Origin of the sequence: Streptomyces triculaminicus, assembly GCF_017349075.1 — a bacterium.
GTDB lineage: Bacteria > Actinomycetota > Actinomycetes > Streptomycetales > Streptomycetaceae > Streptomyces > Streptomyces triculaminicus.
On the sequence record NZ_JAFMOF010000001.1, the window covers coordinates 22,261 to 47,957 of the forward strand.

Consider the following 25,697-nt stretch of genomic DNA (forward strand, 5'->3'; position numbering starts at 1 on the left):
GCACCGCCGCGTGCTTGCCGCGCAACTGCGCGGTCACCACTCGCGTCGGTTCCATAGTCGGCAGAACCCAGGGAGAAGCAGCGGTGAACCTGGAGGAGATGCAGCAGCGGGCGATCGAGATTCACGGCCTGTACGACAAACTGAACCGCCGCGACCGCCGCGTCTGGCGGCCGGACGAGTTCATGCTCGGGTTCGTGGGGGACGTCGGCGATCTGGCCAAGCTGGTCATGGCGGAGGAAGGGGCGCGGGAGAACCCGGGAGGGCGGCCGGCTTTGGAGCACGAGCTGGCGGACTGCCTGTGGTCGGTGCTGATCCTCGCCCACCTGTACCGCGTCGACCTGGCCGAAGCCTTCGATCGCACGATGAACGAACTGGAGACCTCCATCTCGGCCCAGCTGGCCGCCTCGGACGAGCCGACGTGACCCTCCGGCCAACCGGAATGCAGAGCTCAGGACTCGGATGAAAAGGATGAGCGCGGTGACAGATCAGGGACGGATCAGGAACGCGGCGAGCGGCCTGGTCGTACAGGACGAGCATGTACTGCTGGTGCGTGGGGACTGGCCGCGCCCGGGGACCTGGTGGCTGCCGGGCGGGGGCCAGCAGGCGGGGGAAACCCTGGCGGCCTGCGTGGAGCGGGAGGTGTTCGAGGAGACAGGCGTGCGAGTGAAGGCCGAGAACCTGGTGGTGCTGCGCGAATACATCCAGACCAACCACCCGGAAGGACACCAGATGCTCTCCGGAGCCGGGCACCGGGTCGACGCGATGTTCCGGTGCCGCATCCTCCAGGAGCCGCCCGTGCTCGGTGGGCCCTTGGAGGACTCCGTACAGCTCGGGGTCGAGTGGGTCCCGCTGGACAAGCTCGCCGGGCTGCGCACGCTGCCGCCGTGCCTGCCGGCCGTCATCACCAACGCGCTGGCCGCCGATCCAGGCCGGGGCGCGGTCTACCTCGGGGACGCATATGCGTGACCCTTCCCCCCGACACGGGCTCGGTCCTGTGCGGGAGCCGATGGACCTCGGTGCCTACACCGAGCGCGCCCGCACTGGGCCGTGCTTCATCTGCGCGTTCCTCTCCGGGCACCCCGGCTACGAGCACCACCTGGTCGCCGACGACGGGGAGCATGTGGCCTTCCTCGACCGGTGGCCCACCGTTCCCGGGAAGGTCCTCGTGGCCCCCAAACAGCACCTCGAGCACGTCGTCCGGGACCTCGACGAGGCCGCGTATGTGCGGCTGATGCTGTTCGTCCGCCGTGTTGCGCTCGCCGTGGAAGAGGTCTGCAGGCCGGAGCGGACCTACGTCTATTCGCTCGGCAGCCAGCAAGGCAACGCCCACGTGCACTGGCACGTCGCGGGGCTGCCCCCGGGCACTCCATACGAACACCAGCAGTTCCATGCCCTCATGGCCGAGCACGGCGTCATCAACGCGTCGCCGGAAGACATGGACGCCCTCGTCGCGCGGCTTCGCCAAGCCCTGACCCACCAGCCGTGAACCCCCGTGAAGGAGACGTCTATGACCCCACCGGCGACCCCCGGCTGGCGCAGTGACCGGATCGGCAGTGCCCTGCAGGGCGAGAACCCCACCGTGCTGCGGCGCCTGGAGGCCGGCTTCGCGGTGATCGGAGACACGCAGTTCCTCCCCGGCTACTCGGTCCTCCTCGTCGACGACCCGGCCGTACAGCGCCTTACCGACCTTCCGCGAGCCCGCCGGCGGGCATCCTTGGAGAGCATGGACCGTCTCGGTGAAGCCGTCGAGCGGGCCTGCCGCAGCACCGATACGGCGTTCCGACGGGTGAACCTGGAGATTCTCGGCAACGCCGATCCCTACCTGCACGCCCACATCTGGCCCCGCTACGACTGGGAGCCTGCCGGGCTCGTCCACCGGCCCGTGTGGCTCTACCCGTCCGGGTGCTGGAGCGACGAGGAGCATGCGCTCGGCCCGCAGCACGAGGCTCTGCGGGGCGCGATCGGGGCGGAGCTCGACCACCTGGCGGCTTCTGCGAGCGGAGGGGACCGGTGACCGATCAGACGCGGGTTGGACTGTTCGACCTCGACGACAACCTCGTCGACCGGGCCGGCACGTACGCGCGATGGGCTGCCGAGTTCTCCGCCGAACACGACGTGCCCCTCGGCTGGCTGCTGCGGACAGACCCGGCGTATTCCTCCCGCAGGATCGCCTTCTTCGAACTGGTGAAGACCACCTTCGACGTTCCCGGCACCGTCGCCGAGCTGTACACCCAGTACCGGCGCCGCATGCCCGAGCTCATCCAGCCCGATCCCGCGGTGTGCGCGGGGCTCGCAGCGCTGCGAGCGGCCGGATGGCGCCTCGGCGTCGTCACCAACGGAATGACCGACAATCAGACCGCCAAGCTCCGCCAGGCCGGCTTGTACGACCTCGTGGACGCCGTCGTGATCTCCCAGAGCGTCGGTGTGCGCAAGCCGGACCCGCAGATCTTCTGCCACGCCCTCGCGACCCTCGGTGCCAAGCCGAGCCCGCGCGTCGTCATGGTCGGCGACTCCCTCACCGCGGACGTCGGCGGAGCACTGGAAGCCGGCCTGTCCGCCCTGTGGATTTCTCACGGACGCCCGCTGCCGCAGGATGGGCCGCAGCCGCACCGGACGGCCGTCACCTTCCGCGACGCCGCGGAACTGCTGCTGAAGGAGAGCTGACCACCGTGCAAGGACCCATGGGGTCGGCGGCCACGCGGCTGATGGTGCTGCGTGGTAACTCCGGCTCCGGAAAAACCACCACCGCCCGTGCCGTCCGCGCGCGCTACGGCAGCGGCCTGGCCATCGTGAGCCAGGACACGGTGCGACGGGAGATCCTGTGCGAAGCGCACGGCCCGGTGCGGGCAACACCGGGGCTGATCGACGTCATCACCCGCCAGTGCCTGGACGAGGGCTTCCACGTGATCCTCGAAGGGATCCTCTCGGCCGGCCGGTGGGGCGAACTCCTGCACCGGCTGGCCGACGACCACCGTGGGACGAGTCGGTTCTTCTACTTCGACTTGCCGTTCACCGAGACGCTGCGCCGGCACGCCACGCGGCCGGAAGCCTCGGAGTTCGGCGAGAGCAAGATGCGGGACTGGTTCCGACCGGCTGATCTGCTCGACGGCCTGAACGAGACGCTGATCAAACAGCACAGCTCGTTGGAGGAGACCGTCCACACCGTCATGACCGAGACCGGGCTGGAGCAGCAGCCTGCACGGTGAACCGCGGACCGAGTGAGCCATAGGGAGGCGTGGTGAGCGACTTCTACTGCGACGAGGCACTCAGCGGGCGGACACCCGTGACGGTGGTTGCCGAGACGGACACGGTGCTCGCATTCGAGCACACCCGGCCGTCATTCCCGGTGCATTTCGTGGTGGTGCCCAAGCAGCACGTGCCGTCGCTGATCGACCTCGGTGATCACGGCGAGAAGGTGATCGGCGAGGTGATGGCCGTGGTGCGCGAGGTGGCAGCCCGGGTGTGTGACGAGCATGGCGCGGCCACGGTGGTAACGAACCTGGGCATCCACCAGGAATCGAAGCACCTGCATGTCCACGTGGTATATCGCGGGGATCCGAGCGCGGGCCAGCTGTGACCGCGCTGCGTCGGCGTTTGGCCGGAGCCGGCGGCGGGGTCAGTGCTCGCGCTTGGGTGGGCGCTGCAGGAGCAAGGTGGCGGCCTCGTCGAGGGTGGTCTGCTCGTGCAGCAGTGCGGTAACGACGCTGGTGATGGGCATGCCCACGACCGGGCATCAGCAAGCTCCCCACCCATGAGCCGACCACCGACCGAACTGCCCAACCGTCACGGCAAAGACCGTTGCAGTACTAGGGTCCGTCTTCAAATGGTCGTTCGATGGTGGATCATGGTGTCGTGATTCGACGTCATGAACTGACCGACTCCGAGTGGGAGTTACTGGCTCCGCTGATACCGAGTGCCAGCAGAGGCCGGCCTCGGACCGAGGACCGCAGGGTCATCAACGGGATGGTCTACAAGATCCGGACCGGGGTCTCCTGGCGTGACCTGCCAGAACGCTACGGCCCGTGGAAGACGGTCTACACTCGCTTCCGCCGCTATGCCATCGACGGCGTGTTCACCCGGGCCCTGCAACGGATCCAGGCCCGTGCCGACGCCGCTGGTGACATCGACTGGCTGGTCCAGATCGACTCCACCATCGTCCGCGCCCACCAGCACGCCGCCGCCACCGGCCGAAAAGGGGGAGGCACCGGACGGACGAACCGGACGATCACGCCCTCGGCCGATCCCGGGGAGGCCTGACCAGCAAAATCCACCTCGCCTGCGACGGCCGCGGCCGCCCCCTGGCCATCCTGCTCACTCCGGGCCAACGACACGACGGCATCTGCGCACGCCCCCTGCTCGAACGCATCCGAGTGCCCCGTACCGGACCAGGCCGGCCCCGCTGCCGCCCAGATCACGTGATCGCAGACAAGGCCTACAGTTCACGCGGCTTCCGCGCCTACCTGCGTAAACGCGGCATCGGACACACGATCCCGGAGAAGAACGACCAGAAGCGGCACCGCCGAAACCGAGGCCGACGAGGCGGCCGGCCGACAAGCTTCAACAGCGAGATCTACCGCCGCCGCAACACCGTCGAACGCTGCTTCAACCAACTCAAAGGCTTCCGCGGCATCGCCACCCGCTACGAGAAGACCGCCACCTCCTACGAAGCAGCAGTCACACTCGCATCACTCCTGCTCTGGGCAAGATCAATTTGAAGACGGACCCTAGGACGGCCTCGGGTTCGGGTCCCCGCTGTGCGTCGCGGGGGGAGTGGGGACTTCAGGCACCCGGACCGGCCCGTGACCTGGCTGAACATCGGGGTCGGAGGCCACAGGGTGAGCGATCTGGAAGCCCGGTGGCAGGCGGGACGTGCTTGACGCACGTAGCGGGCCGATGGGCCGGTACCGCCGCGCGCCTGCGTTGTCCTTGTTCTCGTCCGGCTCAGGCCCGTCCGCGTCCTTGGCAGGCGTGCGGCGTCGGCGGCTGGTCAGGCGGCCGGGAGTGTGCCGGCCCAGACGGGGGGTGTGCGCCGCTCCCAGGGTGCGGCCCTCTCCAGTTGCCCGGCGAGGCGGAACAGAACGTCCTCGCGCCCGTACCCGGCGGCGAACTGGATGCCGATGGGCATGCCGGTGGCCGGATCCGCCGCCAGTGGTACCGACATGGCGGGGGTGCCGGCGACGTTGAAGGCCGCGGTGAACGGTGACCTGTGGAACAGGTGCTCCAGCCAGCCCCGGCCGTCCGTCCCCTCCGCGCCGTGGTGGTAGGTGCCTATGGCTACGGGAAGTTCGGGAAGCGTGGGCGTCAGCAGTACGTCATGACGGTCGAAGTGCGCGCCGATCGACCGGGCGACCCGGTTGCGCACATCGAGGGCATGCACGAACTCCGCACCGCTCACCCGACGTCCCCAGGTGTAGCTCGCCAGCATCTCGGGCTCGACGGTCGTCTCGTCGACGGGGCGGCCGAACGCCTCGGCGAAGCCGTCGATCCATGTCACCAGGTTCGCTGTCCACAGCCGGGCGTTGGCGAGGACGAATTCCTCCCAGCTCACCCCGAGGTTCACGCCGGTGGGCTCGACCCGGTGGCCGAAACGGATCCTCCCAGCTCAGAAGACGCCAGCCCGCCCGAGCCCGGACCGCCACCCTTCGGCGAAGCCGTAGACGACATCAGCGCTCACCCACCGGAACGGGATCTTCTCCTGGATCACACGGCGGACCAGGGCCTTGGCGACGGCCACCTTGGCAGGGAAGCCGACAGCGATACCGATGCCCGCCTGGCGGTGCCGTTCTCGGTCTCCGGTCCACGAGTCGGGCAGACACGTGCAGTCGAAGCGAGTGCGGCCGCAGCCGGTGGCACAGCGAAGAACCCCGGCCTGGCAGATCCCGGTCCGGCCCGCCGGGCCGGAGTACGCTCCATAACACGGCGAGCCGACCGGGACCGGCGGCCTCGATTACCAGCGCTCGCTGATGCGGCAGCCACGCCTATCAGGCTACGGAGACCACCCGAGAGCCCGTCGTCGGCCGCGTGCTGGAGGGCGACGTCGCGGGCCCCCAGAAGCTGCCCAACCGTCGCAGCACTGAGCCACGGTCACAGAGCGGTCCCCCGGGTGACCGTGGACCGCCCTATGGATCGATACGCCGGCGCGCGGCGCGATGGCCACCGCCCCGTCGCGAGAAAGCCCCTCCCCCACCCCTGGCGGTCTGCGTCCCGTCTGGCGTCCAAGGTCGATTGTCAGTGGTGGGTGAGAGGATCTGAGCATCGAGTCGGAAAAAGGGGGAGCGGTCATGTCCGGAAACCAGAACTACATCAACCACGTTGCTCTTGTACTGGATGCCAGTTCGTCCATGTCACGCCTGAGCCGCAAAGTCGTCGAAGTCGCCGACCAGCAGATCGCCTATCTGGCCCGCCGGTCGAAGGAACTCGATCAGGAAACCCGCGTCACGGTGTACGTCTTCGCGGACAAGGTGGAGTGCGTCATTTACGACAAGGACGTGCTGCGGATGCCATCCTTGAAGCAGCTGTACCGGGTCGGCGGAATGACGGCACTGCTGGCGGCCACGCTGAAGTCGCAGCGGGAGCTGGCACAGACTGCGCAACTGTACGGCGACCACAGCTTCCTGACATTCGTACTGACCGATGGCCAGGAGAACGCGAGCCACCGCTGCCCGGATGCCCCTGCCAGGGATCCGCGTGAACTGGTGCAGGCCGTGGCCAAGATGACCGAGACACAGGAAGACAACTGGACGCTGGCCGTCCTTGTACCGGACCAGATGGGCAAGCGCGAAGCCATGCAGTGCGGCTTCCCGAAAGACAACATCGCCATCTGGGACGCCACCAGCACACAAGGCCTGGAAGAAGCCGGGCAGGTCATCCAACAGGCCACCGAGAAATTCATGGTCGGCCGCTCCCAGGGCATCCGCGGATCCCGGGCGGTATTCTCCACGGGTGCACAGGCGGTCAATGAGGACACCATCAAGGCAGCCGGTCTCACCCCAGTGAATCCGTCGCAGTACCAGCTGATCCCGGTAGACCGCGAAACGGCCATCCGGGCCTGGGTCACCGAATGCGGGCACACCTACCGCACCGGCTGCGCGTACTACCAGCTGAGCAAGTCAGAGAAAATCCAGGCGCGCAAGCACATCGCGGTACTGGAGAAGAAGACGGACCGGGTATACACGGGGCCCGAAGCCCGAACCCTGCTCGGCCTGCCGGACACGGAAATCCGCGTCAAGCCGGACCACAACGACGACTACACCATCTTCGTGCAGAGCACCAGCGTTAACCGGAAGCTGGTGCCGAACAGGCGGCTGTTGCTTATGAACTGATGCCTTGGAAGCCTCGCCGGTCCGACCGGCGGGGCTTCCTTCGCATACAGCAAGCTGTTTGGGCAGACCCCGTACCCTGAGGCGACACACCAGCCTCGACCGCCACGAGGCCGTCGCCCCGGTACGCGCCAGCGGCCACCGGCGCGAGGTGATGCAGGCCGGCGCCAAACAGCTGACCGACTTCCTCGACGACATCAGCCTCATGAGGAGCATCGGACGATGGCTGTGGAAGAGCCCTGGCCCGCCGGCCTGAGCCGACCGCCCGGCCTCCCCCGGCCCGTTACCCTGCGAGGCCCAACTGCACCCCTGGGTGAAGCTCGATGCGGATGCTGTCGTCGTCCTCGATGACATAGGTTGGGTCAGTACGGTGACGCCAGCCCAGCGGCAACAGGTAGTACCGCTTGTCCCGTTCGACCAGCAGACGCAGCCCGGTATAGCGATAGCGGTAATGCCGTTCCCTGCCGAGATCCTCTATCCCAGGACGAGGGCTGCCGGAGAAAGCCAGCGGATCGGTGCTGAGTACGACGACGGAAGTCCGCTCCACCAGCCGCTCCTCGACCTGCCGCGCCTCCTGTTCACCCTGCCGACCAGAGGACAGCGCAACCGCCCACAACACGAACAAACCTGCCAACGCTACGGTCAGAGCCCGCCGCCCGCCCCCTTCTCCGCCCGGCCGCCCGCTCACCGGTCCGCGTCCGGCCCGTTGTGCGGCGCGGGTCTGACCCAGCAGGAGCCCGGACGCGACCAGCAGCGGCGCCGTCCATCGCAGCGGCGCTATGAAAGGCCACAGGACCATCAGCAACACACCGGACACTACGAACCAGGGGTACCGGGCGGCTGCGAGATGGCCCAGACGGCAGGCCCGAAAGACCCACCGATCCGGCAGGCCCAGAGAGCCCAGGAAAGCGGGCAGCTCCGGCACCAGCATCACCAACGCCAAACCCATCAGCACCGGCATCGTGATCAGCCGGAGGCTGTCGAGCGCGAGTTCTGAGAAGCTCAGCCCCAGGGACGCGTAGGACACATGGAAATACGCGTAATAGGAGCTGCTGCCCACCGCGCCGGCATAGAACATCAAAGTGGCACAGAACGAACCTGCCGCCACGACAGCGTTGAGGATCTCGACTCTTCCGCCGGATCGGGAGCCGGGATCTGGTGGCCGGGGCGGCGGTCCCACCGGTGACATCGGTGCCGCCGGTGGCAGCGATGGCCCAGCCGGAGGGGGAGGAGGGGCCGGAGGCGGGGTGGGGCGGCTGCGGAGAAAGCGCGCCAGGCCCAGACGTCTCGCCGTCGAGCGGCCAGGCCCCGGCACCGGGGGACGGTCATGGCCCGTCACGTTCCAGCGGGCGCGGGGCGCGTGGCCCCAGGCCGGGGAACCGGCCCGGATGGGGCATTCGGGGTGGGGGTGGGACGCAGGTTGGGGTTCCACTCGCCGGGCCTCTTCGTGGACGGTGGAGGAGACACCGGAGGAATGCCCTCGTCCGGGCCGCTGCGAGAAGGACTTCCCTGGCCTCCGGGCGAGGACAGGCGTTCACCTGCGGTCGGGCGCGAAGTCGCGGGCCGTGTGGCAGCCCCTCCAGAAGGGGCGACCGTCAGCCCAGGACCCCACCCCGGATACCGTGACGCACGCGTGACGGGTGGGGAAACCGGCGGGATGCCCTCACCCGAACCGTCGCTGGTCCCCCGCGGCCCGGACGCGGGATCACGGTCCTCGCTCCCGCAGCCACCCACCACGACCATCGCCACAAGCACCATGGCAGCTATACCGTGCGCGGTCTTTCGCCTCATTCCCACGGCACCTCCCCCGACACCCCGCCCGTCATATCAACCGACCGCGGCGGACCGAGGGGCGTTCACGTATTCCACTCACATCGCGCCCGGCGCAGTCACCAGGTCCTCACCCCGGACGGAAACCAACCTGCCGTCCTGCTCAGACAGCAGTGCGACCTGTGGTTTCGGTGAAACGGGCCCCTCCGTGGGGGTAGTCCCCTGGGGGATCGATTCACCACGCCACGGCGCCGGAGAGATCGCTTCCGGCACGCGTGAGGGAGGTGGCTGCCATGCACCAACCGGCAACCGGTCCGGCAGGCCGGGCCATCGCGGTCGTCGGCGTCTCATGCCGGCTGCCCGGGGGGCATCGACAACCTGAACTCGCTGTGGACGGCCCTGGAACAAGGACGGGAACAGATCGGCCAGGTTCCCCCCGACCGGTTCGAGGCCCGTCGCTTCGTCGACACATCGATGCCGCGCACTGGCAAGAGCTACACCGCCGCGGGAGGCTTCCTGCACGACCTCGGCGGCTTCGACGCCGGCTACTTCGGGACCTCCCCGAAGGAAGCCTCCCGCATGGACCCGCAGCACCGGCTGCTGCTGGAGCCGGCCGTGGAGGCGCTGGACGACGCGGGCACCTCATACGGCGGCCTGCAGAGGGAGGTGGTGCAGCCGGTCCTTCTCGATGAACAATCTGGGAGACGGCTTCGCCGGGATCACTCTTCTGCCACCCTGTGGTGTCCATGAGCTCCGTGGATTCCGCGAACCGGCGTCACATCGTTCGGTGTCGTGTTGTTCAGCGTCATGTTGTTCGGCGTCGGCTGCGTACGGCCTTCGCTGTTGCCGGCTTGCTGTGCGTCGTGGCCGCGTGCGGCGGCGGGCGACCGGCCGGGAACAGTGGGGTGACGAGGCCGGAAGTCCCGGCTGGGGCTTTTCCTGAGACTCCTAGCGCCAGGATCCAGGGGGCCTGGCCCTCTCCGGCCGACGAGGACGATCCCGGCGACGTGGTGACGCTGGGCTCGCACCGGGCGTATGCCTATGACCGGGACGCCGTCGATGTCACCGCCTTCCGGCTGGACTCCGGTGACCTCGCCTGGCATACGGCCGTACCGGAGGGCACCGCCGTCGCACAGGCACCACGCCTGGTCGGCGACACGGTGATCGGCGCCTTCGCCACCGTCGAACGGGGCGAGGGGACCGATGCCGGCCGGCGCGGTATCACGGTCATCGCCCTGGACGCCGGCACCGGCAGGAGTCTGTGGACGCGCGAGATCGCCGGTGACACGGTCGCCGTGGACTCCGAGGCGGTGCCCCATGTGGTCGGCGCCGACGCCCGGCATGTGCTCGTCGCCTCGTACGAGGAGGGCTACGCGACGACTCCGCCCCTGTCCGCCCTGCTCGACACGCGAACCGGCCGGGTCATCTGGACCGACCCCGATTTCAAGGGGGTGGACCTGGAGCGGTCGGTGGCCGTCGGTGTGCGCGGTGACGGTGACTTCGCGGGCAAGTCCGCCTCGGACGGCACTCGGCTGTGGCAGCGGGATCTTCGACTCGGCGAGGCCCGGACGGCGGACCCGGGCCCCGGACTGACCTGGGCCGACGGGACCGAGGCGGGCAACACCCTGCTCATCGACCCCGCAACCGGCGGGACCCGTCTGAACTCGGGTGACACGTCCCTGGAGAGGTGCCGCTACGACGGCTGGAGCACGACGGTCTGCGCCGGGGCCGACGGTTCGGGCGACGCGGTCGTATGGGCGGTGGACGTACGTACCGCACAGGTCCTGTGGCGCCTGCCCGACGCGTCGGCGCACCGCGTCGCGCCCGTCGTCACCGCGGCGTGGCACGGGGTGGTCTACGCCCAAGTAGATCAGGCCATGACGCTCGACGCCCGTACGGGCCAAGACCTCCGCACGGACATCGGTCCCGTCTCCCCCACCCTCGTCAACGAAGGCTACGGCCTGGTCTACGACCACGCGGCCCGGACGATCGACGTCTACCGGGCCGGCGGGACGGCCGTCCCCGGCTGAGCTCATGCCGAGCGGATCTCACGAGAGCCGCTGCCCAAGAGGCGGCTCCTGTGATGTCACGTCGAGAGCGGGCTGCGGTGCGGGCTGGCTAGTTGCTGCTGACCGTGGGGATCGCGCGCGGGGAGGCGACGGGGTCGAAGCGGAAGACCTGCCCCGCGTCTGCGGCGGCACAGGGCAGTTGCAGCACCGGCGCCCACTGCTGCTTCGAGCCGCCGGGCACCGACAGGCACGCCCCCGTGTGCAGCGGCATGACGCGGTACCCGCCCGCCGGCGTCCCCTCCCGCCGCAACCGGAAACTCTCCGCGACGCCGCGGTGACCGCAGTAGTCGTCCATCATCTGCGCACCACGCTTGGAACTGCCGTTCCCCACACCCAGGCACCCGTACCCGAAGACCGGGTGCAGGCTGCGGATCCGGTACGCCCCGCCGTCCGCCTCCTCCAGCGCGTACGTGGGGATGCTGCTGCGGCAGTCCGCCTGGTAGACGTTCCCCGTGCCCTCACCGTCCCGCTCGGACAGGCACAGCGAAGAGACGGCCGAACGGATGCGGTACGTGCCGGGTGCGAGGGCGGGCGGCCCGCTGGAGGCGGTCGTGCCTTCCGCCGTGCCGTGGCCGCCGCCTTTCCTCCCTACCGTGAGGTACGCGCCGCCGCCCACCAGTGCCAGCAGCACCAGCAGGACGCCCAGTGCCCGGCTGTACCTGCCGATGCGACCCTGCTTACGTGGTGGGGACGGGTCCTGCTGCTGTGAAGCGATCTGCTGTGAGGCGATTCGCTCCCGTACCGCCAGCCACTCCTGTACATGATCCCCCTGCCCGCACGCGCGCACGAACACCGCCAGCAGCTCCGCTCGCGGCAGGGCGTCCTGCCGCAGCACATCGGCAAGCGTGCTGCGCGGCAGAACCTCACCGCACTCGGCAGCGCGCGCCTCCACCTGCCGGAAAGTCAGGCCTGCTGCTTCCTTCAACTGCCTCAGCAGTGCTACGAACTCGGCGGCATCCCGCGCGGCGTGCGGATCCGGCTCCCCCTGGCTCCCCATGCCCACATGGTTGCTGTGGGCATGCCATCGGACAACCTCTCTGTCCGGACCGACTCCGGACAGTGGCCCGACCAGGCCGGACATCCAGCCCCCTGCCCCGGACGGCTCGAACCATTGCCCCGGGGCGAGCTACGCCACGGGCTGCGAGCTGCTGAGGTTCATACAGAGGGATTCGCGAAAGGCAGGCCTGTGAACTTCACGCATACTGGCGGTCACCGTGCCGCTGATGGCCACGGTCACCTTCATGACCGCGACACCGGCCTCCGCCGCCTCGTACAACGGAGGAAACGCCTACGCTCGCGGCGGCACCGGCAAAGTGACCTCCGCCTATCGCGGAGACGGTATATACGAGCCGACGATGCACCAGCCAATCGTCACTGATCATACGGAGAAGGACGGCTGGCGCCCGGTTCTGCGTGAGGGGCGTCACGCCTGGCGGGCGGCAGGACCATCACCTGGCGCAAGGTTCAGTCGGTGGAGCGGCCGTCCGTGGCTGCGGCGACGAGGCCGGCGGTGAAGGCGCGGATGATGAACAGGGCGCCGGTGATGTTGGTGCCGATCATCCGGGTCCACTCGTCGAGGCGGCCGCTATCGACCGGGATGGACAGCATGACTCCGGCATGTGGGTTTTTCGGGTGGGTCTGTCACTCCCCTGGTCGGGCAGGCCCTAAGCGCTCGGCATAGCCGACTCTCGGGTCGCGTAGATGTCCCGGAGCCGGGCGGCCAGGGCTTCGTACGCCGCATTGGCCCTTGCGCCCAGGGTGCCGGAGTCGATCGACTGGTCGAGCAGGACGCTCGCCGCGGCCATCGTCAGAGCCTTCTCCGCGGCGTCGGCCAGCGCCCGGACGTCATCCGCCAGGATGAAGCCGATCTGGGACCGCAAGGCGTCGAGAGCGGCGTCCGACGCGGCGGATGCGTCCAGCATCGGCTGCCGGTAGGTCTCCGGCGACGCGGCCGGGTCCTCCCCCAGGCGCGACCGGTAGTGCCGCCTGGCCGAACCGAAGGCATGGAGGGACGCCATGGCGTTCCGCAGCAGGGTGTTCACCTCGACGAGCTGGGCCAGCTCGAACGTCTCACGGCGTTCCGTGATCACTTTGTACTGCTCGGCCAGCCTGGCCCGCGCCTCCCGCCTGGTCTGGGAGCGGTTGTTGATGAAGCCCATCGTCACAACCGTGGTCTGGCCGATCAGGATCGACGCGACAGTCGTAAACCATCCCCAGCCCCCCGAAACCATGCCAGCAGTCTAGATATCCGGTCCGGGAACGGAGAAGCGCCGACCGCGTCCCTCCGGGGCATCGGAGGTCCGGCCCAGCGCCCGTCACGGCCCGTCGCGCGCCTCGACCGCGCCACCGTCTCCGCCTGTCCGGCGGCCTCCGGCATAGCTCGTACGCCCGTTATTCCCCGCCTTGCGCGCACACGCACCGGACAGGACTCGCGGACGTCGCTGATGCCCGGCCCGCCTCCGTCGGATGGACGGGGGCGGGCCGGGACGGCCGGATCGGCCAGGTCTGCCGGGGGCGGAGGTCAGCGGGTGGAGTAGCGGATGTTGACCCAGTAGGCGTCGTTGGACCGCTGGGGGTCGGCGAGGCCGGCGTCCCAGCGCAGGATCCGCTCGTGCAGGACGTACAGCTTCAGGCGGCTGCCCGCGCTGGCGTTGTCGGAGCGGTCGACAGCTCGTACGGAGAAGTCCCAGTCCTTGCTCGCGGCGCCTTCCAGCGTGGTGCGGAAGGGGTACTCGTCGCACTGCTGGCCGCTCTTGGGCTGCTTTTCCGGGGGCAGGCCCATGCCCTTGTAGTCACCGCGGTCCTTGCAGGCCGCGTTCTTGTGGGCGTTGTTGGTCTTCCACTCGGGGTCGGCCTCGGTGATGCGGTGCAGCGGGGCGTTGAAGTACGCGCCGGGAATGCGCTTGGCGCGGGGGTTCGGGGTTCCGGCCGGGGCTGTCCGAGGGTAGGTGGTGTCGGGGGTGTACTGGGCGTCGGCGATGTGCTTGCCGACCTGTTCGGTGGGCGAACCGGGAGTGGCGTAGTAGTTCAGGATCGACAGGGAGCCGGGGAAGACGCAGGCGTTCTTCTGGGCCGGGGAGAAGTACTGGCCGGAGTCGCAGCGCATCAGGGGTGCGGAGCTGCGACCGGGGAGCATGGTCTCGTAGCCCTCTCCCTTGGCGCTGAATCCGAGGTACCAGCGCTTGAAGGAGATCTTGTCGCGGCCCTGGGCGGTGCCGGCCGAGCCCGAGCTGTCGGCGATGTCGAAGGCGAACCAGGTCCGGTTGCTGTTCCACGAGCCGAAGGGGAGGCTCGGGGAGCCGCTGAGGCCGCTGCATTCCTGTTCGGGGGCGTCGCACTCCCCCGTCATGGTCATCTTGATGATCTTCGGGGTCTGGAGGAGGTCGTCGTACCAGGGCCAGTCGTAGTCCGCCGAACCCGGCTTCATACGGCCGAACACGCGGATGTGGCGGTTCTTGTTGTCGCCCTGGGCGAAGAGCTCATAGACGAAGCGGGTGGTGGCGTGGTACTTGGGCGGTTTGTTGGGGCTGATCTCGAAGAAGCGGATGGTCATCTTGCGGCTCTGGCAGTACGTGTAGCGGTTGACGTAGTTGCCGTAGTCGCTGTCGGCTTTGCCGTCGAAACACTCCTTCAGGAGCTCCGCGTTGGGGGTGTCCTTGATCTCGGCGGGTGGGCGGGAGGACGGTGGGACGTCATCCGCAGAGCGGGCTTCGTAGCGCATCTTGAGCTGGGCACGGGCCGCGGCCGCCGCTTCGGTGAAGGACTCCGCGGGGACGGTCTCGCCGAGCGTCCGGAGGGGCTGTGTGCCGAGGGTGCCCTTGGGGCGCTGTCCGTTGCGGACGCGCTCGAGGTCCTCGGAGGATATGCCGACGTCCATGGTCACGGGCCGCTCGGCCGCGCCCTCCGGCGCGTTCGCAGGCATGGGCTTGGGGCCGCCGCTGTTGTTCAGGGTGTTGCGATACGCGGTGGCGGGACCGTCAGCGGCAGACGCGGGGGGCGTGAGGAGGGTCGGAGCGATGAGGACCGCCGTGGCGGCGAGGGCGGCGAGAGAGCCGCGGACGGTGAGTCTGGCGTGATGGACGGTGCCTCTGCGAAAGGGTTGCACGGTGCACTCCTGTCTCGCTGACGTCACTGACGTGAAGTGCGCTCCTCACCGGTCCGGGTGAGCGGGCCGGATGGCCTCGGGTGCGAATTTTGAGGTGCGCATGACATGCCTCGACACGCAAGGGGGCCTTCGAATTCGCAACGACCCCCTGTGCGGGTCGATTCGAGCACGTTAGTGGAAGACGAAGCCGAAGGTGCCGGAGGCGAGCGGCCCGCCGTTGTCAATCAGTCGTTTTCGGCCAGTTCGGCTGGGGGCACCGTGTCCGTGATCGGCTCTCCCCCGATCCAGGGGGCCGCGCCGTCGAACATGTCGGCGGTAAGGCGACGGCCCCAGACGAGTTCGGCGCCGTGGACGGCGAGCCGGCCACCCGGCAGGTCATCGAGTTCCGGGGGCAGCGAGCCGTCCTCGTCGAGGAAGAACCCGGCCTTCTCCAGCCGGTCCCGGAACCGCTCGGCCCCGGAGCCCTCCAGCTCCGCGAGCGAGGGCACGAAGCGCAGGACCACCTCGCCGTCCTCGGCGTAGAGCACGACGTCGACCGAGGGGTCGACGACGACGGCCAACGCCCGCCCGCCCTCCTCGGTGAGTGCTTCCAGCACGTCGTCGCGCTCGCCGCTCCAGCCCGTCATGCCGGAGGTCTCCACCACCAGCGTCCAGCCGTCCGGGAGCGAACGGGCGGCCAGCAGCGGAGGCGGATCGACGTCCGTGCCCTCCCCGTTCGGCGCGTCCACCTCGGTCTGCCGCTCAGCGGGCACACCCATGGCGTCCAGCGCCTCGGCGAGCGGACGGTGCGCCAGGGTCACGCACCAACCCTCCCCATAGCGTTCGACCAGATTCAGCGGGTCCGGGTCGTTCACCGGGGACCTCCTTGATGTCGGCCGTCCGAGGGCAGGCCGGTCGGGATCGTACCGGCCGTGGACGCCCGGGAGGAACCATCGCCGCCGCCCGGCTGACGCCGGCTGCACTGCCCGCCCGCAGCAAGCCCGGACGTCCGCGACGGACATGCGGGACGCCTGCAACGAGGATCAGCTGCCGCTGCCGCGACCACTCGGCGGCCCGGTCGGCGGCCCGGTCGGGTACGACGGGATGACCGCCATCGGCATCCGGCTGGCGCTGGTCGAGCCGCGTATCTCGGCCGCCGCCTTCTTCGCCGGGGGTTTCGTGCCCGGCACCCTGCGCGAGGACGAAGGGACGGAACGGTAGTCGGCCCTGGACCTGTTCGACGCCTTCGGCACCAAGGAGAAGACGCTGCACGCCAATCTGGGCGGGCACGCCGGTACCCCGTGGTTCGAGGTGGACGACGCGGCCCGGTTCTTCGCCCGGCACCTGACGTGAGGCCGGGCCGTCAGGCCGGCAGCAAACGGTAGAACGGCAGGCGGTGTCGGCCAGGACGCCGCACGTCGAGGGCAGGGCCTGGGACTTACCGGCTGTCCCAGGGCCGGCCGAGCCGCTCGGCCAGCTCGGTGAGCGTCGCCGCCGGGAGGGTGAACGGCACCCGGATGTGCGTCGCGTCCGGCACGACCTCCACCCCGTGCCGCAGCGCGACCTGGGCGTAGACCCGGGCGTCCATGTCGGGCAGTTCGATCCACAGCGCCGAGCCGCCGTCCGGCCGGCGCCACCGCCAGTCGGGTAACCGGGCGCGTAGGGCCGCCTCCAGGTGGGCCAGTCGGCGGAGCGGCTCGGTGTCCGGCGGCCTGGGCCGGCTCAAGTCCGGGCGGTGAGCGCCTGGTCCAGCACGGGGCTGCCCAGGTCGGCGAGGGTCTTCAGTCGCGCTATCTGGTCGGCGACCGGCGCGGGGGCCCGGAGCCAGCCGACCCGTAGGCCCGACCAGATCGTCTTGGTGACCGAGCCGACGCTGAGGACGGTCGCGCCGCGCGGCGCGTACGCGGCCAACGGCGGGGGCGGCGGCGCGCCCAGGGGATTGTGGAAGGTCGGCATCAGGTACGCCAGCGCCGGCCCGGCCGCGAACGCCGGCGCGAGCTCGGCGACGGCGGTTCTCCTCGGCGTCCAGCCCGGCAGCGGTCGGCCGGATCGCCCAACGGCACGGGCCGCTGCTAACCCTCGCACCCCCCAAGCGCAGGCCCGGCGGCAATGACGTGCTCGTCGTGGACGGAACGCTGGTGCCCACTCGGGACCGGTCGGTCGCCGCCCCCTCGAAGAACCACCGCTACCCGGCGAACATGCAGGTCCTTATCAAGGCCCACGCCAAGCTCGCGCTCGCCGTCGGCCGGCCCCTGCCCGGCAACCACAACGACTGCACCGCCGCAAAGCCGGACAGGAACGACTCGAGCGGTGGAAGGAGGAACACAACGCCTCCCACCGGCGGGTGCGGGCACGTGTCGAGCACGTCTTCGCCCGCATGAAGAACTGGAAGATCCTCCGCGACTGCCGACTCAAGGGCTACGGCGTCCGCTGGGCCACCAGCAGCGTCGCCCACATGCACAACCTCGCCCTCACCGGCTGATCCGACCAGGGAGCCACAACACCCTTGCCATCACAGCACAGTTACCCGGCTACGAGAAGATCTTTAGAGCGTGAATCGTAAGTGCCTGGTGAGGATGGCGGAGAGCCCATTCGTGATCCAGAATGATTGGATGGTCACGCTTGAGACTCCCCGTTTGATCCTGCGTCGCTGGCGCGAGGAAGACGTTGCGCCCATGGCTGCCGTCAATGCTGACCGCGAGGTCATGCGGTGGATCCGTGACGGCAGCGTCCGTGACGAACAGCAGACTCGCAGCGGGGTCCAGGCATGGGAGAGCGAGTGGGAGTCACAGGGCTTCGGCCTGTTCGCCGTGGAGATCCGGTCCACTGGCGAGCTGGCCGGGTTCACCGGCCTTTCAGTGCCCGACTTCTTGCCGGAGGTACTGCCGGCGGTTGAGATCGGCTGGCGGCTGGGACGTTCCCACTGGGGGCAGGGTTTGGCCACCGAGGCCGCTGCGGCCGCTGTACGGTTCGGGTTCGAAGAGCGAGGGCTGGAGCGGATCGTCAGCATCGCTCAAGTGGGCAACGACGCCTCCGAACGGATCATGACCAAACTGGGAATGCATCCGGTCCGTGAGACCGTCAATCCCACCTACGGTCGGCGAGTACGGGTGTTCGAGTTGTCGTCGGACCAGTACGTCACAACCACTCGTTGATGGCGGCCACGAGGACGGTAGCCTCGCAGCGGATGTCCTGGGGAGGGCGAGTCACGGTGGGCAGTCGTGATGCCGCCGGCTTCGTTGCCCATGCGCTGCGCACCCTGCCAGCTCTCGTCTCCGCCTTGGAGGTGCCGCCTTCGGCGCTTCTGGAGGACGACCCGCAATCCGTCTGTGCCGTCTGTGGTTGCGTATGGGCATGAGTCAGCGAAGTCTGGCTTCTGCGCTCGGCATCGCCCAGGGTCGCCGACTCCCCCGCAGCGGCGCCAGTGGGACCAGCGCAGGACATGGTCGACCGAGGCGGGTCGGCGGTTGGTGATGCGGTGGATCAGGCGTCGGAGTTCGGGGAGGCTGAGCGGGATGAGGCCGGGGGATCCGTTTCTGCTTTCCCGGTGTCGAGTTCCCGAGCCCGCAGGACGGTCAGGGCAGCGTGGGCTGCCATGGCAAGGGTGATGTGGCGGTGCCAGCCGGGGTAACAGCGGACCTGGTAGTCCTCCAGGCCGCACTGGCCTTTGGCGGTCTGGAAGCACTCTTCGACCGCCCACCTGGCGCCGGCGATGCAGCTGGTCCAGGGTGGTGCCCGCGGGGCAGTAGGCGATGCAGTACGAGACCTCGTCCGGCCGGCTCACGCTGCGGCAGGCGATCACCCAGTGCTGCCGGTCTTCCCGGTGCCAGGGACGCACCTCGACGCGGGCCCAGTCGAAGACACGGGGTCCGTGGGCGCCCGTTCCGCACGAGCGTCGCTTCCACCTCTGCCGCGGCAGGCCGTGGAACAGATCGTGAACGGGATGGTCCATGGCCCCAGCGGGTCACGACCGTGTCGTGCCGGGTGGTGGCCATGACGTGGAAGACGTCGGCCCGCTCGAGCTCGGTCCGCCATCCTTTGGAGAAACCGTAGGCGTCATCAGCGGTCACCCACCCGAACGGGATCTTCTCCTCGATCGCCCGGCGGACCATGGCCTTGGCGATAGCCACCTTGGTGGCAAAGCCGACATCATCGTCGATGCCGGCCTGGCGGCACCGTTCGCGGTCATCGGTCCACGAGGCCGGGAGATACAACCTACGGTCGATGAGGGTGCGGCCGCAGTCGGTGGCATAGGCGAGGAACACCCCGACCTGGCAGTTCTCGGTCCGGCCCGGGGCCTATGTCGGAATAACTGTCAGAATCGATCTGTGTAGGTATTGTCGCGTGACGGTAGGCGGCCCAGTAGTTGGGCGAGGGTGCGGGCTGGGCTTCCGGACAGCGGAGTGACCGCGACGCGGTGCAGGTCCAGGAGGCGGTGGCCGTCTTGGAACTGGTTGGACAGGTTGGTGCGGGTGACGTTTAGGAGCTGGGCGAGAAGTGTTGCTGGTGACGGCTCTGCGGCGGCGTAACAGGGCGGTCAGGCGGTGGTAGTGGTCGAGGCTGCTGGTCTCGAGCGTCTCGTGCAGCGGGGTGAAGCCGACACCACTGCCGGAGCCAGCAGCGACAAGCTGACCGCGAAGGTCGCCGACGTCTCCCTTGCTGGAACCACGACTACCGACACCGCGCAACCGCCTTCGAGGTAATGGGGAGCCCAGACGGACTCCGGGTGAAGTACAGGTAGTGCCGGGCGTCGGCGAGGTCGGCCGAGAGCGTCATCTGGTTCGCGTGCGAAGTTGCCCTTGAACTTCACTGAACCAGTCATTCACCCGGGCCTCTTCATGCGCTCCGCGAGGTTATGGATGACCTCCATCGACCTGGGCCGCACGACCCGTTTCGGTGGTCACCGAAGCCGGAGGCACGTGGGCCCAATACTCCCCCGGCGACCACACACGGTGGCACCCAGACCGGCTCTTACCGAGGAACGCGACACCTCAACATGCGAGCCCACCAGTCCGAGGGCCGACTTCGCCGGCGGCGACGGCACGAACGACGACCAAGCCGTCCTCATCCTGACCGCCACCGCCCACGCACCGGCACCAGCCTTCCGAGTGAGTCCCCCTGGGAGCGTGTCCTACGTATCGACCCAGCCCAAGGCGAGGGTGGCCGGGTTGCGTCAGCTGACGGCTGCGTCAAATCAGGCGCTGCGCCCGTAGGTCAGCCACATACTTGGTGATCAGGGCCGGTGACAGACGAGGGATGTCGTTCTCCTCGTCGAGGGCAGCGGTCCGTACCGCCGCACGGAACCGGTCCGCCGGCAGGGCGGACCCAGGCAGTGGCTTCTCCGGCTCGGCGAAGGCGTGCAGCAGAGGAAGCAGCGAATGCTGCTTCTGGTGGTCGGGCAGACCCCGCAGGGCGGTCTCGAAACGGTCGAGCCACTCGGCGTGGTCCTGGACACGTGTCAGGGGGTGCCCGGCTGTCACCAGCCAGTCGACGAACGTGTCGAGGGAGATGCCGTCCTCGTGAGGGTTGACAACGTTGTAGGTCCGGTGGCCCTCTCGTGCGTCGTCGCCCAGCGAGGTGATGGCCCGCGCGGTGAAGTCCACGGGGAGGGCGTCGTAGTGTGCACTGCCGTCCCCGGTGCCCCGGGCGTAGAAGCTGCCGGGTGCGATGCCTGTCGCCAGCAGGCTCAGCAGGAGGCGGGTGAAGACATCCGGGATGTTGAGCTGGCCGCGGTAGCGCGGGTGCGCGAGGATCAGGTTCGAGCGGAAGACGGCCACCGGCAGCCCGAACGTTTCGTGCGCCTCGCGCAGCAGCACCTCGCCGGCCCATTTGCTGGCCGCGTAACCGTCGGCGTAATCACCTTCGAGGTCGCGTGTCCGGCAGGCGGTGCGGATGTCCGCCGACTCGTCGGCCGCTGCCTCCTTCCCGAAGACGGCGACCGTCGACAGGTAGGTGAACTGCTTGATTCGGGAGGTGACCGCGAGCCTGATCAGTTCGGCTGTTCCCCGTACGTTGGGACCGAACAACTGGTCGTAGGGCAGGACATGGTTGACCAGTGCCGCCGGGTGGACGATCAGGTCGACGGTGTCGGCCAGTCGCTGCCAGGTCTTGTCATCGAGTCCGAGGTTCGGTTCCCCGATGTCGCCGGCGATCACGTGGAGATGCCGGGCGGCGGACTTGCGGTAGCGCTCTATGAGTTCCGGGTCGCCGCTGTCGAAGGCCGCGTCGAGCCGTGCCCGGGCTGTCTCGGCGGAGGAGCCGCGGACCACACACACCAGTGTGCCACCGCGCTCCGCCACGCGCTCCAGCCATTCGAGACACAGGAAACGACCCAGGTAGCCGTTGGCGCCGGTCAGCAGCACGGTCCGGGCCGCGGGCAGCGGACCGGCCGGCCTTTCGGCCCGCGCGATGGTCCGCGCGTCGAGGAACGCGTCCAGCCGTAGGTCGGCCGCGTCGAGTGGTGTCGCGTCAGGGCCGTGGAGGCTGTCGGCGGTAGGGCGGCGGTGTTCCGACGCGAGCGCCCGCTCGATGTGGTCGGCCACCCGCCGCAGCGTGTTGACCGGGTTGATGACCACGTCGACAGGAACATCGACGCGGTAGATCTCTTTCAGCAGCTGGGAGAACGACAGTGCCGTGAGGCTGTCACCGCCGAGGTCGAGGAAGCGTGCGCCGGGTTCCACGTCACCCTTTTGCCGCCCGAGAAGCGCCTGTGCGGCCCGAAGCACGGTCTCCGGTACCGGCTGGTCGGGGCCGAGCCGGCGCAGTGCCCGCAGTTCGTCGGCCTCACGGTCGGACAATTCGGTGTACAGCGCTTCGAGATGCTCGCCGTATCGCTTCGTCAGGGCGGGCCGCAACGGCTTGCGCACTCCGGAGAGCAGTCCGTTCTCCTGGGTGAACGGCTCGCTCTCGATGAGGAAGTCTCGTGGGATCTCGTAGGAGTTCAGTCCCGCCTCGGTGGCGAGTTTCTGCAGGGACTCCCGCAGGACCGGCCTGATGCGCCGGGGGTCCCCGTCGGCGCGGTCGAGGGCGTCCTTCGTCGGCACGACGACCGCGAGCAGGTAGGCGCGGGCGCTGTTGCCGTACAGGAAGATCTGCCGGACGAATGGACTGCCGCTGAAGAGCGCCTCCAGGCGGGAGACTGTGACGAATTCGCCCTGTGACAACTTGAGGACGTTGGAGCGGCGGTCGACGTACCTCAGTGCGTCGGGGCCGACGCGGGCCATGATGTCGCCCGTGCGGTAGAAGCCGTCCTCGTCGAAGGCCTCGGCGGTGGCGTCCGGGCGCCGGAAGTAGCCGGGGACAAGCCGGTCGGACCTGATCAGCAGTTCGCCCCTGGGGTGCGGTGAGTCGGTCGCGAAGTATCCCAGCTCGGGCACGTCGGCCAGCTTGTGGTCGGTCACCGGCGGGCGCAGCACCCGGCCGTCGAGGGAGACGATCCCGGCTTCCGTCGACCCGTAGCCGTCGAGCAGCCTGACGTGGAGGCAGTTCTCGACGAACGCTGTCAGCTCGTCGCTCGGCGGAGCGGAGGCGCTGACGGCCCACAGGAGGCGGCCGCCCATGATCTTCTCCCGCAACTCCTCCATCACCTGCTCGGTCGCATCGCCGTCCGGCTCGGTCCGGCGGGACAACTCGGCCCGGTAGTACTGGAAGAGCATGTCGGATATGCGGGGAACCATGAGGAACTCGGTGGGCCGGACCAGCGAGAGGTCTTCCAAGAGCGTCGACAGGTCACTGGACGCCGTGAAGCAGGCGAGGCCTCCCTTGGCGAGCGTGCCGAACAGTACGCCCCTCCCTATCATGTGGCTCAAGGGCAGGTAGTTCAGCACGATGGAGGGCCGAACCGCTTGGCCGGGTACGAAATCGATCCAGAACTGCCTGACCAAGCGCTCGGTGTAGATGGCGCCCTTGGGGATACCGGAACTGCCCGAGGTGTAGATCAGTGCGCTGAGCGCGTCGGCTGCCGACCCGTCGGGAACCTCGGCGAGCGACGGCAGCGTCCTTCCCCGGTCCATGACCGATGCCAAGGTATCCAGAGTGACGCCCCGGTCCTGCGCCGCGAGCCGGCCGCGCGCGGAGTCCAGCTCCTCCTGGTGGGCGGTGATCTCGGAGCGGTGGCCGATGACGATGATCCGGCCCAGCGAGGGGGCGTTCTCCGCTACCTCGGTCGCGACCTCCAAGTGGTGGACGTCCACCACAAGCAGGCGCGGTCCGGTCTGCTCGACGATGGGGGCCAAGTGTAACGCCGAGGCACCGGCCTGGAGGGGAACGGACACCACGCCGGAGCGGATGCAGGCCAGCTCCACCACGGTGTATTCGGCGCTCGTGGACCCGAGAACGGCGACGAGGTCACCCGGTCCCATCGCGTGTTCGGGGTGGTGCCGCCACTCGGAGGCCACCGCACCCACCCGTTCCCAGAGTTCGCCGTAGGTGAGCGTGTCGAACCGCTTCAGCAGGCGCAGCGTGGTACGGCCCGTCTGCGGGTCGGTGACCTGCTCCGTGGCACGCTCGCCCAGGGCGGGACGGTCCGCGTACCCCTTCATCACGGTGGCCACCAGGGCGGCGAGCGGCAGTCCCGGCCGCCGGATCGCCTCGGTGACGGCGTCCAGGGGCGCGGTGTCACGAAACTGCGCGTCGGTCGCGTGCAGGTGGGCGTTTCGCCGGTCGGTACGTGCGCCGAGTTCGACGGCGAGGGGTCGGGAGTGGGACACGAGTGATCTCCTTTGCGGCCGTGAAAGCCTGTTCGGGTGGGCGGCGTTGCCGTGTGGGCAGGGTGTTCGTGCCAGCGGGAGGGCTGACGCAGGTGGCGGTCCTGTCCCGCGCCGTGTCCGGCGACCGTCGTGGCGGTGCCGAGGACAGCCAGTACGATGAGCGGAAGCGTCCAGCGGTGCGCGGTGTCGTGCAGGATGCCGAGGAGTAGGGGCCGGCCGCCGCCACGAGGTAGCCGATGGACTGTGCCATGCCTGCCGGCGCGGCGGCTTCGCCGGCGCTGTCGGCGCGCTGGCTCTGGAACGTCAGCGCGAGGACGAGGCACGCGCCGCCGCCGAGCCCGAGCAGGGTGCACGCCAGGACGGACAGCGCGGGGGCGGCGACCAGTACGGTGAAGCCGGCTGCCACGAGGAGCGAGGCCCCGGCCGCGGTCCAGCGCTGGTCGTGCCGGCTCCGGGTGAGCAGGGGCAGGAGGCTGCTGGCCGCCAGAGACACGACCTGGTAGTAGAACAGCATCCATCCGGCTGCGGTGCCGCTCGTACCGCGGTCGATCAGTATGCTGGGCAGCCACGTGACGGCGGTGTAGAAAGCCAGGGACTGCAGGCCCATGAAGAGGGTGACCTGCCAGGCGAGCCGGGACCGCCTGTGGGAGGCCCGGGCGACCAGGGGCGACGTCGCGGCGAACGTCAGCAGCGGGAGAGTGCTCAGCAGCCCGCCCCAGCTCGATGTCAGGCCGCTGCCGTGTTCGATCTCCGGCAGCAGCGCGCCGACACCGGTGAGAGTGGTGCGCAGGTTCGCCGCCACGAGGCAGATAGCGATGACGAACCCGGCCGACACGGCGGGGCGGGCCGGTGGCCGGCGGCGGAGTGCTGACGGGACATGGAAGCCGGCCGCGCACTCACCGGTCCTCCACTGCTCGTGGTGCGCCGGTCTCGTGGTCACGAGTGAGCTGGACGATCGCGGCCGCCGCGGCACGGGCGCCGCCCGCGTCCCGGGCCTCGATCGCGTCGACGAGCCGCCGGTGCAGGCGGGCGTGCTCCTCGGCGTGGACGGCGTCCCAGGGCAGGCCCCCCAAGGACGAGGTGAGCGCCGTACCGAGGTAGTCGTACATCTCGATCAGCAGGTCGTTCCCGCTCGCCCGGACCACGGCCCGGTGGAACAGCGCGTCGACGTTCGTGGCCGCGGACGTGTCTTCACCGGCGCAGGCCGCGTCGGCGTCGGCCAGCAGGTCCCGCAGCTGCTGCAACTGGCTCTCGTCGCGGCGCAGGGCCGCGGCTCCGGAGGCGTACTCCTCCAGAACGGTCCGCAGCTCCAGCACCTTGTCCCGCTGCGCGGAACTCGCCCGCCGTACCATGACCGACTGAAGCTCACTCGATGAGCGGACATAGGTGCCGTCGCCGGCTCGGGGCTCCAGCAGACCCAGGTGCACCAGCGCACCGATCGCCTCCCGCAGCGTGCTGCGTCCGACGCCGAGTTCCTCGATGAGGGCCTGCTCCGGCGGGATCCGCGTCCCCACCGGCCACCCGCCCGACTCGATGTGGGAGCGGAGACTGTCCACGAGCTGAGCGGAGAGGCTGGCGGTCCGCCGCGGTGCGCTGATGCGTTTCATGGAAGCACTCTACACAAACATCAGACATTTGAACATCATGTACTTCTCGTGGTCAGACCGCCACGTCCGCGCTTCGTGTGGCTGGCCCCTCGCCGCGGAAGCGCCAGCCGACGGCCTCCCTCACCGGACTCACCTCGCCC

At 69.0% G+C, this 25,697-nt stretch carries 23 protein-coding genes and 6 pseudogenes; 15 read left to right on the forward strand and 14 right to left on the reverse strand.

Translation table 11 applies throughout. The annotated features are described in order from the left end of the window. Positions 1–83 precede the first annotated feature (83 nt). The 8 genes from J1792_RS00140 (at position 84) to J1792_RS00180 (ending at position 4,715) form a co-directional block, all read left to right on the forward strand. Positions 84–422 (forward strand): MazG nucleotide pyrophosphohydrolase domain-containing protein, encoded by a 339-nt coding sequence (locus tag J1792_RS00140; RefSeq protein WP_086574797.1) that lies wholly within the window; start codon positions 84–86, stop codon positions 420–422. A 55-nt stretch (positions 423–477) separates the two neighbouring features. Then, the gene (locus J1792_RS00145; protein WP_207246371.1) at positions 478–966 is read left to right on the forward strand and encodes an NUDIX domain-containing protein; all 489 of its coding nucleotides are present in this window, start codon (positions 478–480) and stop codon (positions 964–966) included. Between the two features lie 40 nt (positions 967–1,006). Continuing rightward, on the forward strand, positions 1,007–1,486 hold the full coding sequence (locus tag J1792_RS00150; protein ID WP_086570940.1) for an HIT family protein: 480 nt from the start codon (positions 1,007–1,009) through the stop codon (positions 1,484–1,486). Between the two features lie 21 nt (positions 1,487–1,507). Beyond that, positions 1,508–2,014 carry an HIT family protein gene (locus J1792_RS00155; RefSeq protein WP_207246372.1) on the forward strand — a complete coding sequence of 169 codons (507 nt, stop codon included), beginning with the start codon at positions 1,508–1,510 and terminating at the stop codon, positions 2,012–2,014. After that, positions 2,011–2,664 (forward strand): HAD family hydrolase, encoded by a 654-nt coding sequence (locus tag J1792_RS00160; RefSeq protein ID WP_207246373.1) that lies wholly within the window; start codon positions 2,011–2,013, stop codon positions 2,662–2,664. Before J1792_RS00155 ends, J1792_RS00160 begins: the two co-directional genes overlap by 4 nt. Before the next feature lie 5 nt (positions 2,665–2,669). After that, positions 2,670–3,206: an AAA family ATPase gene (locus tag J1792_RS00165; RefSeq protein ID WP_242705217.1), complete on the forward strand. Its 537-nt coding sequence runs from the start codon at positions 2,670–2,672 to the stop codon at positions 3,204–3,206. Positions 3,207–3,238: 32 nt separating this feature from the next. Further along, complete coding sequence (locus J1792_RS00170) at positions 3,239–3,577, forward strand: HIT family protein (protein ID WP_242705218.1); 339 nt, start codon at positions 3,239–3,241, stop codon at positions 3,575–3,577. Between the two features lie 278 nt (positions 3,578–3,855). Beyond that, positions 3,856–4,715 (forward strand): IS5 family transposase gene (locus J1792_RS00180; RefSeq protein WP_372446086.1). Its coding sequence is split into 2 segments (ribosomal slippage): positions 3,856–4,222 and positions 4,222–4,715, totalling 861 coding nucleotides; the frame shifts between segments, so codons are not numbered across the junction. Positions 4,716–4,987: 272 nt separating this feature from the next. Here J1792_RS00180 and J1792_RS00185 read toward each other — a convergent pair. Together J1792_RS00185 and J1792_RS00190 are read right to left on the reverse strand one after the other, a co-directional pair. Further along, positions 4,988–5,584: pseudogene (locus J1792_RS00185) on the reverse strand (amidase family protein); the annotation flags it as partial. 18 nt (positions 5,585–5,602) lie between these two features. Further along, positions 5,603–5,896: pseudogene (locus J1792_RS00190) on the reverse strand (transposase); the annotation flags it as partial. Between the two features lie 385 nt (positions 5,897–6,281). On the opposite strand from J1792_RS00190, the gene J1792_RS00195 reads away from it, so the two are divergent. After that, entirely contained in the window at positions 6,282–7,322 is a 1,041-nt protein-coding gene (locus tag J1792_RS00195; RefSeq protein ID WP_207246374.1) for a vWA domain-containing protein, read from the forward strand. Positions 7,323–7,407: 85 nt separating this feature from the next. Continuing rightward, positions 7,408–7,575 (forward strand): annotated as a pseudogene (locus tag J1792_RS00200) (diiron oxygenase); the annotation flags it as partial. Between the two features lie 27 nt (positions 7,576–7,602). Here J1792_RS00200 and J1792_RS00205 read toward each other — a convergent pair. Then, complete coding sequence (locus tag J1792_RS00205; RefSeq protein WP_307842848.1) at positions 7,603–8,427, reverse strand: hypothetical protein; 825 nt, start codon at positions 8,425–8,427, stop codon at positions 7,603–7,605. Positions 8,428–9,488: 1,061 nt separating this feature from the next. Between J1792_RS00205 and J1792_RS00210 the strand changes: the two genes are divergently transcribed. Both J1792_RS00210 and J1792_RS00215 read left to right on the forward strand, forming a co-directional pair. Further along, positions 9,489–9,839, forward strand: coding sequence for a beta-ketoacyl synthase N-terminal-like domain-containing protein (locus J1792_RS00210; RefSeq protein ID WP_242645509.1), 351 nt, complete (start codon positions 9,489–9,491; stop codon positions 9,837–9,839). A gap of 257 nt (positions 9,840–10,096) precedes the next feature. Beyond that, positions 10,097–11,119, forward strand: a complete 1,023-nt coding sequence (locus tag J1792_RS00215; protein WP_207246376.1) for an outer membrane protein assembly factor BamB family protein — start codon at positions 10,097–10,099, stop codon at positions 11,117–11,119. 88 nt (positions 11,120–11,207) lie between these two features. Here the strand turns inward: J1792_RS00215 and J1792_RS00220 are convergent, their stop codons facing one another. The 5 genes from J1792_RS00220 to J1792_RS00240 all read right to left on the reverse strand — a co-directional run bounded on the left by J1792_RS00220 (position 11,208) and on the right by J1792_RS00240 (position 16,117). After that, complete coding sequence (locus tag J1792_RS00220) at positions 11,208–12,155, reverse strand: helix-turn-helix domain-containing protein (protein ID WP_207246377.1); 948 nt, start codon at positions 12,153–12,155, stop codon at positions 11,208–11,210. A 467-nt stretch (positions 12,156–12,622) separates the two neighbouring features. Then, entirely contained in the window at positions 12,623–12,766 is a 144-nt protein-coding gene (locus J1792_RS00225; protein WP_372446050.1) for a hypothetical protein, read from the reverse strand. A 56-nt stretch (positions 12,767–12,822) separates the two neighbouring features. Further along, positions 12,823–13,389: a hypothetical protein gene (locus J1792_RS00230; RefSeq protein WP_086566870.1), complete on the reverse strand. Its 567-nt coding sequence runs from the start codon at positions 13,387–13,389 to the stop codon at positions 12,823–12,825. Between the two features lie 290 nt (positions 13,390–13,679). Continuing rightward, positions 13,680–15,263, reverse strand: a complete 1,584-nt coding sequence (locus J1792_RS35275; RefSeq protein WP_086566872.1) for a NucA/NucB deoxyribonuclease domain-containing protein — start codon at positions 15,261–15,263, stop codon at positions 13,680–13,682. 224 nt (positions 15,264–15,487) lie between these two features. Then, entirely contained in the window at positions 15,488–16,117 is a 630-nt protein-coding gene (locus tag J1792_RS00240) for a DUF6461 domain-containing protein (RefSeq protein ID WP_086566873.1), read from the reverse strand. A 202-nt stretch (positions 16,118–16,319) separates the two neighbouring features. Between J1792_RS00240 and J1792_RS00245 the strand changes: the two are divergent. After that, positions 16,320–16,595 (forward strand): annotated as a pseudogene (locus J1792_RS00245) (alpha/beta hydrolase); the annotation flags it as partial. An 85-nt stretch (positions 16,596–16,680) separates the two neighbouring features. Here J1792_RS00245 and J1792_RS00250 read toward each other — a convergent pair. After that, on the reverse strand, positions 16,681–16,968 hold the full coding sequence (locus J1792_RS00250; RefSeq protein ID WP_207246378.1) for a hypothetical protein: 288 nt from the start codon (positions 16,966–16,968) through the stop codon (positions 16,681–16,683). After that, complete coding sequence (locus J1792_RS00255; protein ID WP_207246379.1) at positions 16,965–17,327, reverse strand: hypothetical protein; 363 nt, start codon at positions 17,325–17,327, stop codon at positions 16,965–16,967. Before J1792_RS00255 ends, J1792_RS00250 begins: the two co-directional genes overlap by 4 nt. Here J1792_RS00255 and J1792_RS33780 point away from each other — a divergent pair. Next, positions 17,306–17,724, forward strand: a pseudogene (locus J1792_RS33780) (IS5/IS1182 family transposase); the annotation flags it as partial. The gene J1792_RS00255 and the pseudogene J1792_RS33780 sit on opposite strands and share 22 nt — an antisense overlap. Before the next feature lie 130 nt (positions 17,725–17,854). Next, positions 17,855–18,397: a GNAT family N-acetyltransferase gene (locus tag J1792_RS00265; RefSeq protein ID WP_207246380.1), complete on the forward strand. Its 543-nt coding sequence runs from the start codon at positions 17,855–17,857 to the stop codon at positions 18,395–18,397. Positions 18,398–18,725: 328 nt separating this feature from the next. Here the strand turns inward: J1792_RS00265 and J1792_RS00270 are convergent. From J1792_RS00270 to J1792_RS00285, 4 genes and pseudogenes are all read right to left on the reverse strand, one after another. Beyond that, positions 18,726–19,534 (reverse strand): annotated as a pseudogene (locus J1792_RS00270) (IS701 family transposase); the annotation flags it as partial. 897 nt (positions 19,535–20,431) lie between these two features. Then, positions 20,432–23,950: a carboxylic acid reductase gene (gene car / locus J1792_RS00275; protein ID WP_207246381.1), complete on the reverse strand. Its 3,519-nt coding sequence runs from the start codon at positions 23,948–23,950 to the stop codon at positions 20,432–20,434. After that, the gene (locus J1792_RS00280; RefSeq protein WP_242645399.1) at positions 23,859–24,890 is read right to left on the reverse strand and encodes an MFS transporter; all 1,032 of its coding nucleotides are present in this window, start codon (positions 24,888–24,890) and stop codon (positions 23,859–23,861) included. Before J1792_RS00280 ends, car begins: the two co-directional genes overlap by 92 nt. After that, a complete protein-coding gene (locus J1792_RS00285; RefSeq protein ID WP_207246382.1) occupies positions 24,847–25,557 on the reverse strand; it encodes a FadR/GntR family transcriptional regulator in 711 nt (236 codons plus the stop codon). Before J1792_RS00285 ends, J1792_RS00280 begins: the two co-directional genes overlap by 44 nt. Between the last annotated feature and the right edge of the window lie 140 nt (positions 25,558–25,697).

Bases quoted from the DNA above. Each gene is read 5' to 3' on its own strand.
- J1792_RS00265 (WP_207246380.1), top strand. From the start codon at position 17,855: ATGGTCACGCTTGAGACTCCCCGTTTGATCCTGCGTCGCTGGCGCGAG.
- J1792_RS00195 (WP_207246374.1), top strand. From the start codon at position 6,282: ATGTCCGGAAACCAGAACTACATCAACCACGTTGCTCTTGTACTGGAT.
- J1792_RS00225 (WP_372446050.1), bottom strand. From the start codon at position 12,766: ATGCTGTCCATCCCGGTCGATAGCGGCCGCCTCGACGAGTGGACCCGG.
- J1792_RS00150 (WP_086570940.1), top strand. From the start codon at position 1,007: ATGGACCTCGGTGCCTACACCGAGCGCGCCCGCACTGGGCCGTGCTTC.
- J1792_RS00230 (WP_086566870.1), bottom strand. From the start codon at position 13,389: ATGGTTTCGGGGGGCTGGGGATGGTTTACGACTGTCGCGTCGATCCTG.
- J1792_RS00155 (WP_207246372.1), top strand. From the start codon at position 1,508: ATGACCCCACCGGCGACCCCCGGCTGGCGCAGTGACCGGATCGGCAGT.
- J1792_RS00220 (WP_207246377.1), bottom strand. From the start codon at position 12,155: ATGGGGAGCCAGGGGGAGCCGGATCCGCACGCCGCGCGGGATGCCGCC.
- J1792_RS00285 (WP_207246382.1), bottom strand. From the start codon at position 25,557: ATGAAACGCATCAGCGCACCGCGGCGGACCGCCAGCCTCTCCGCTCAG.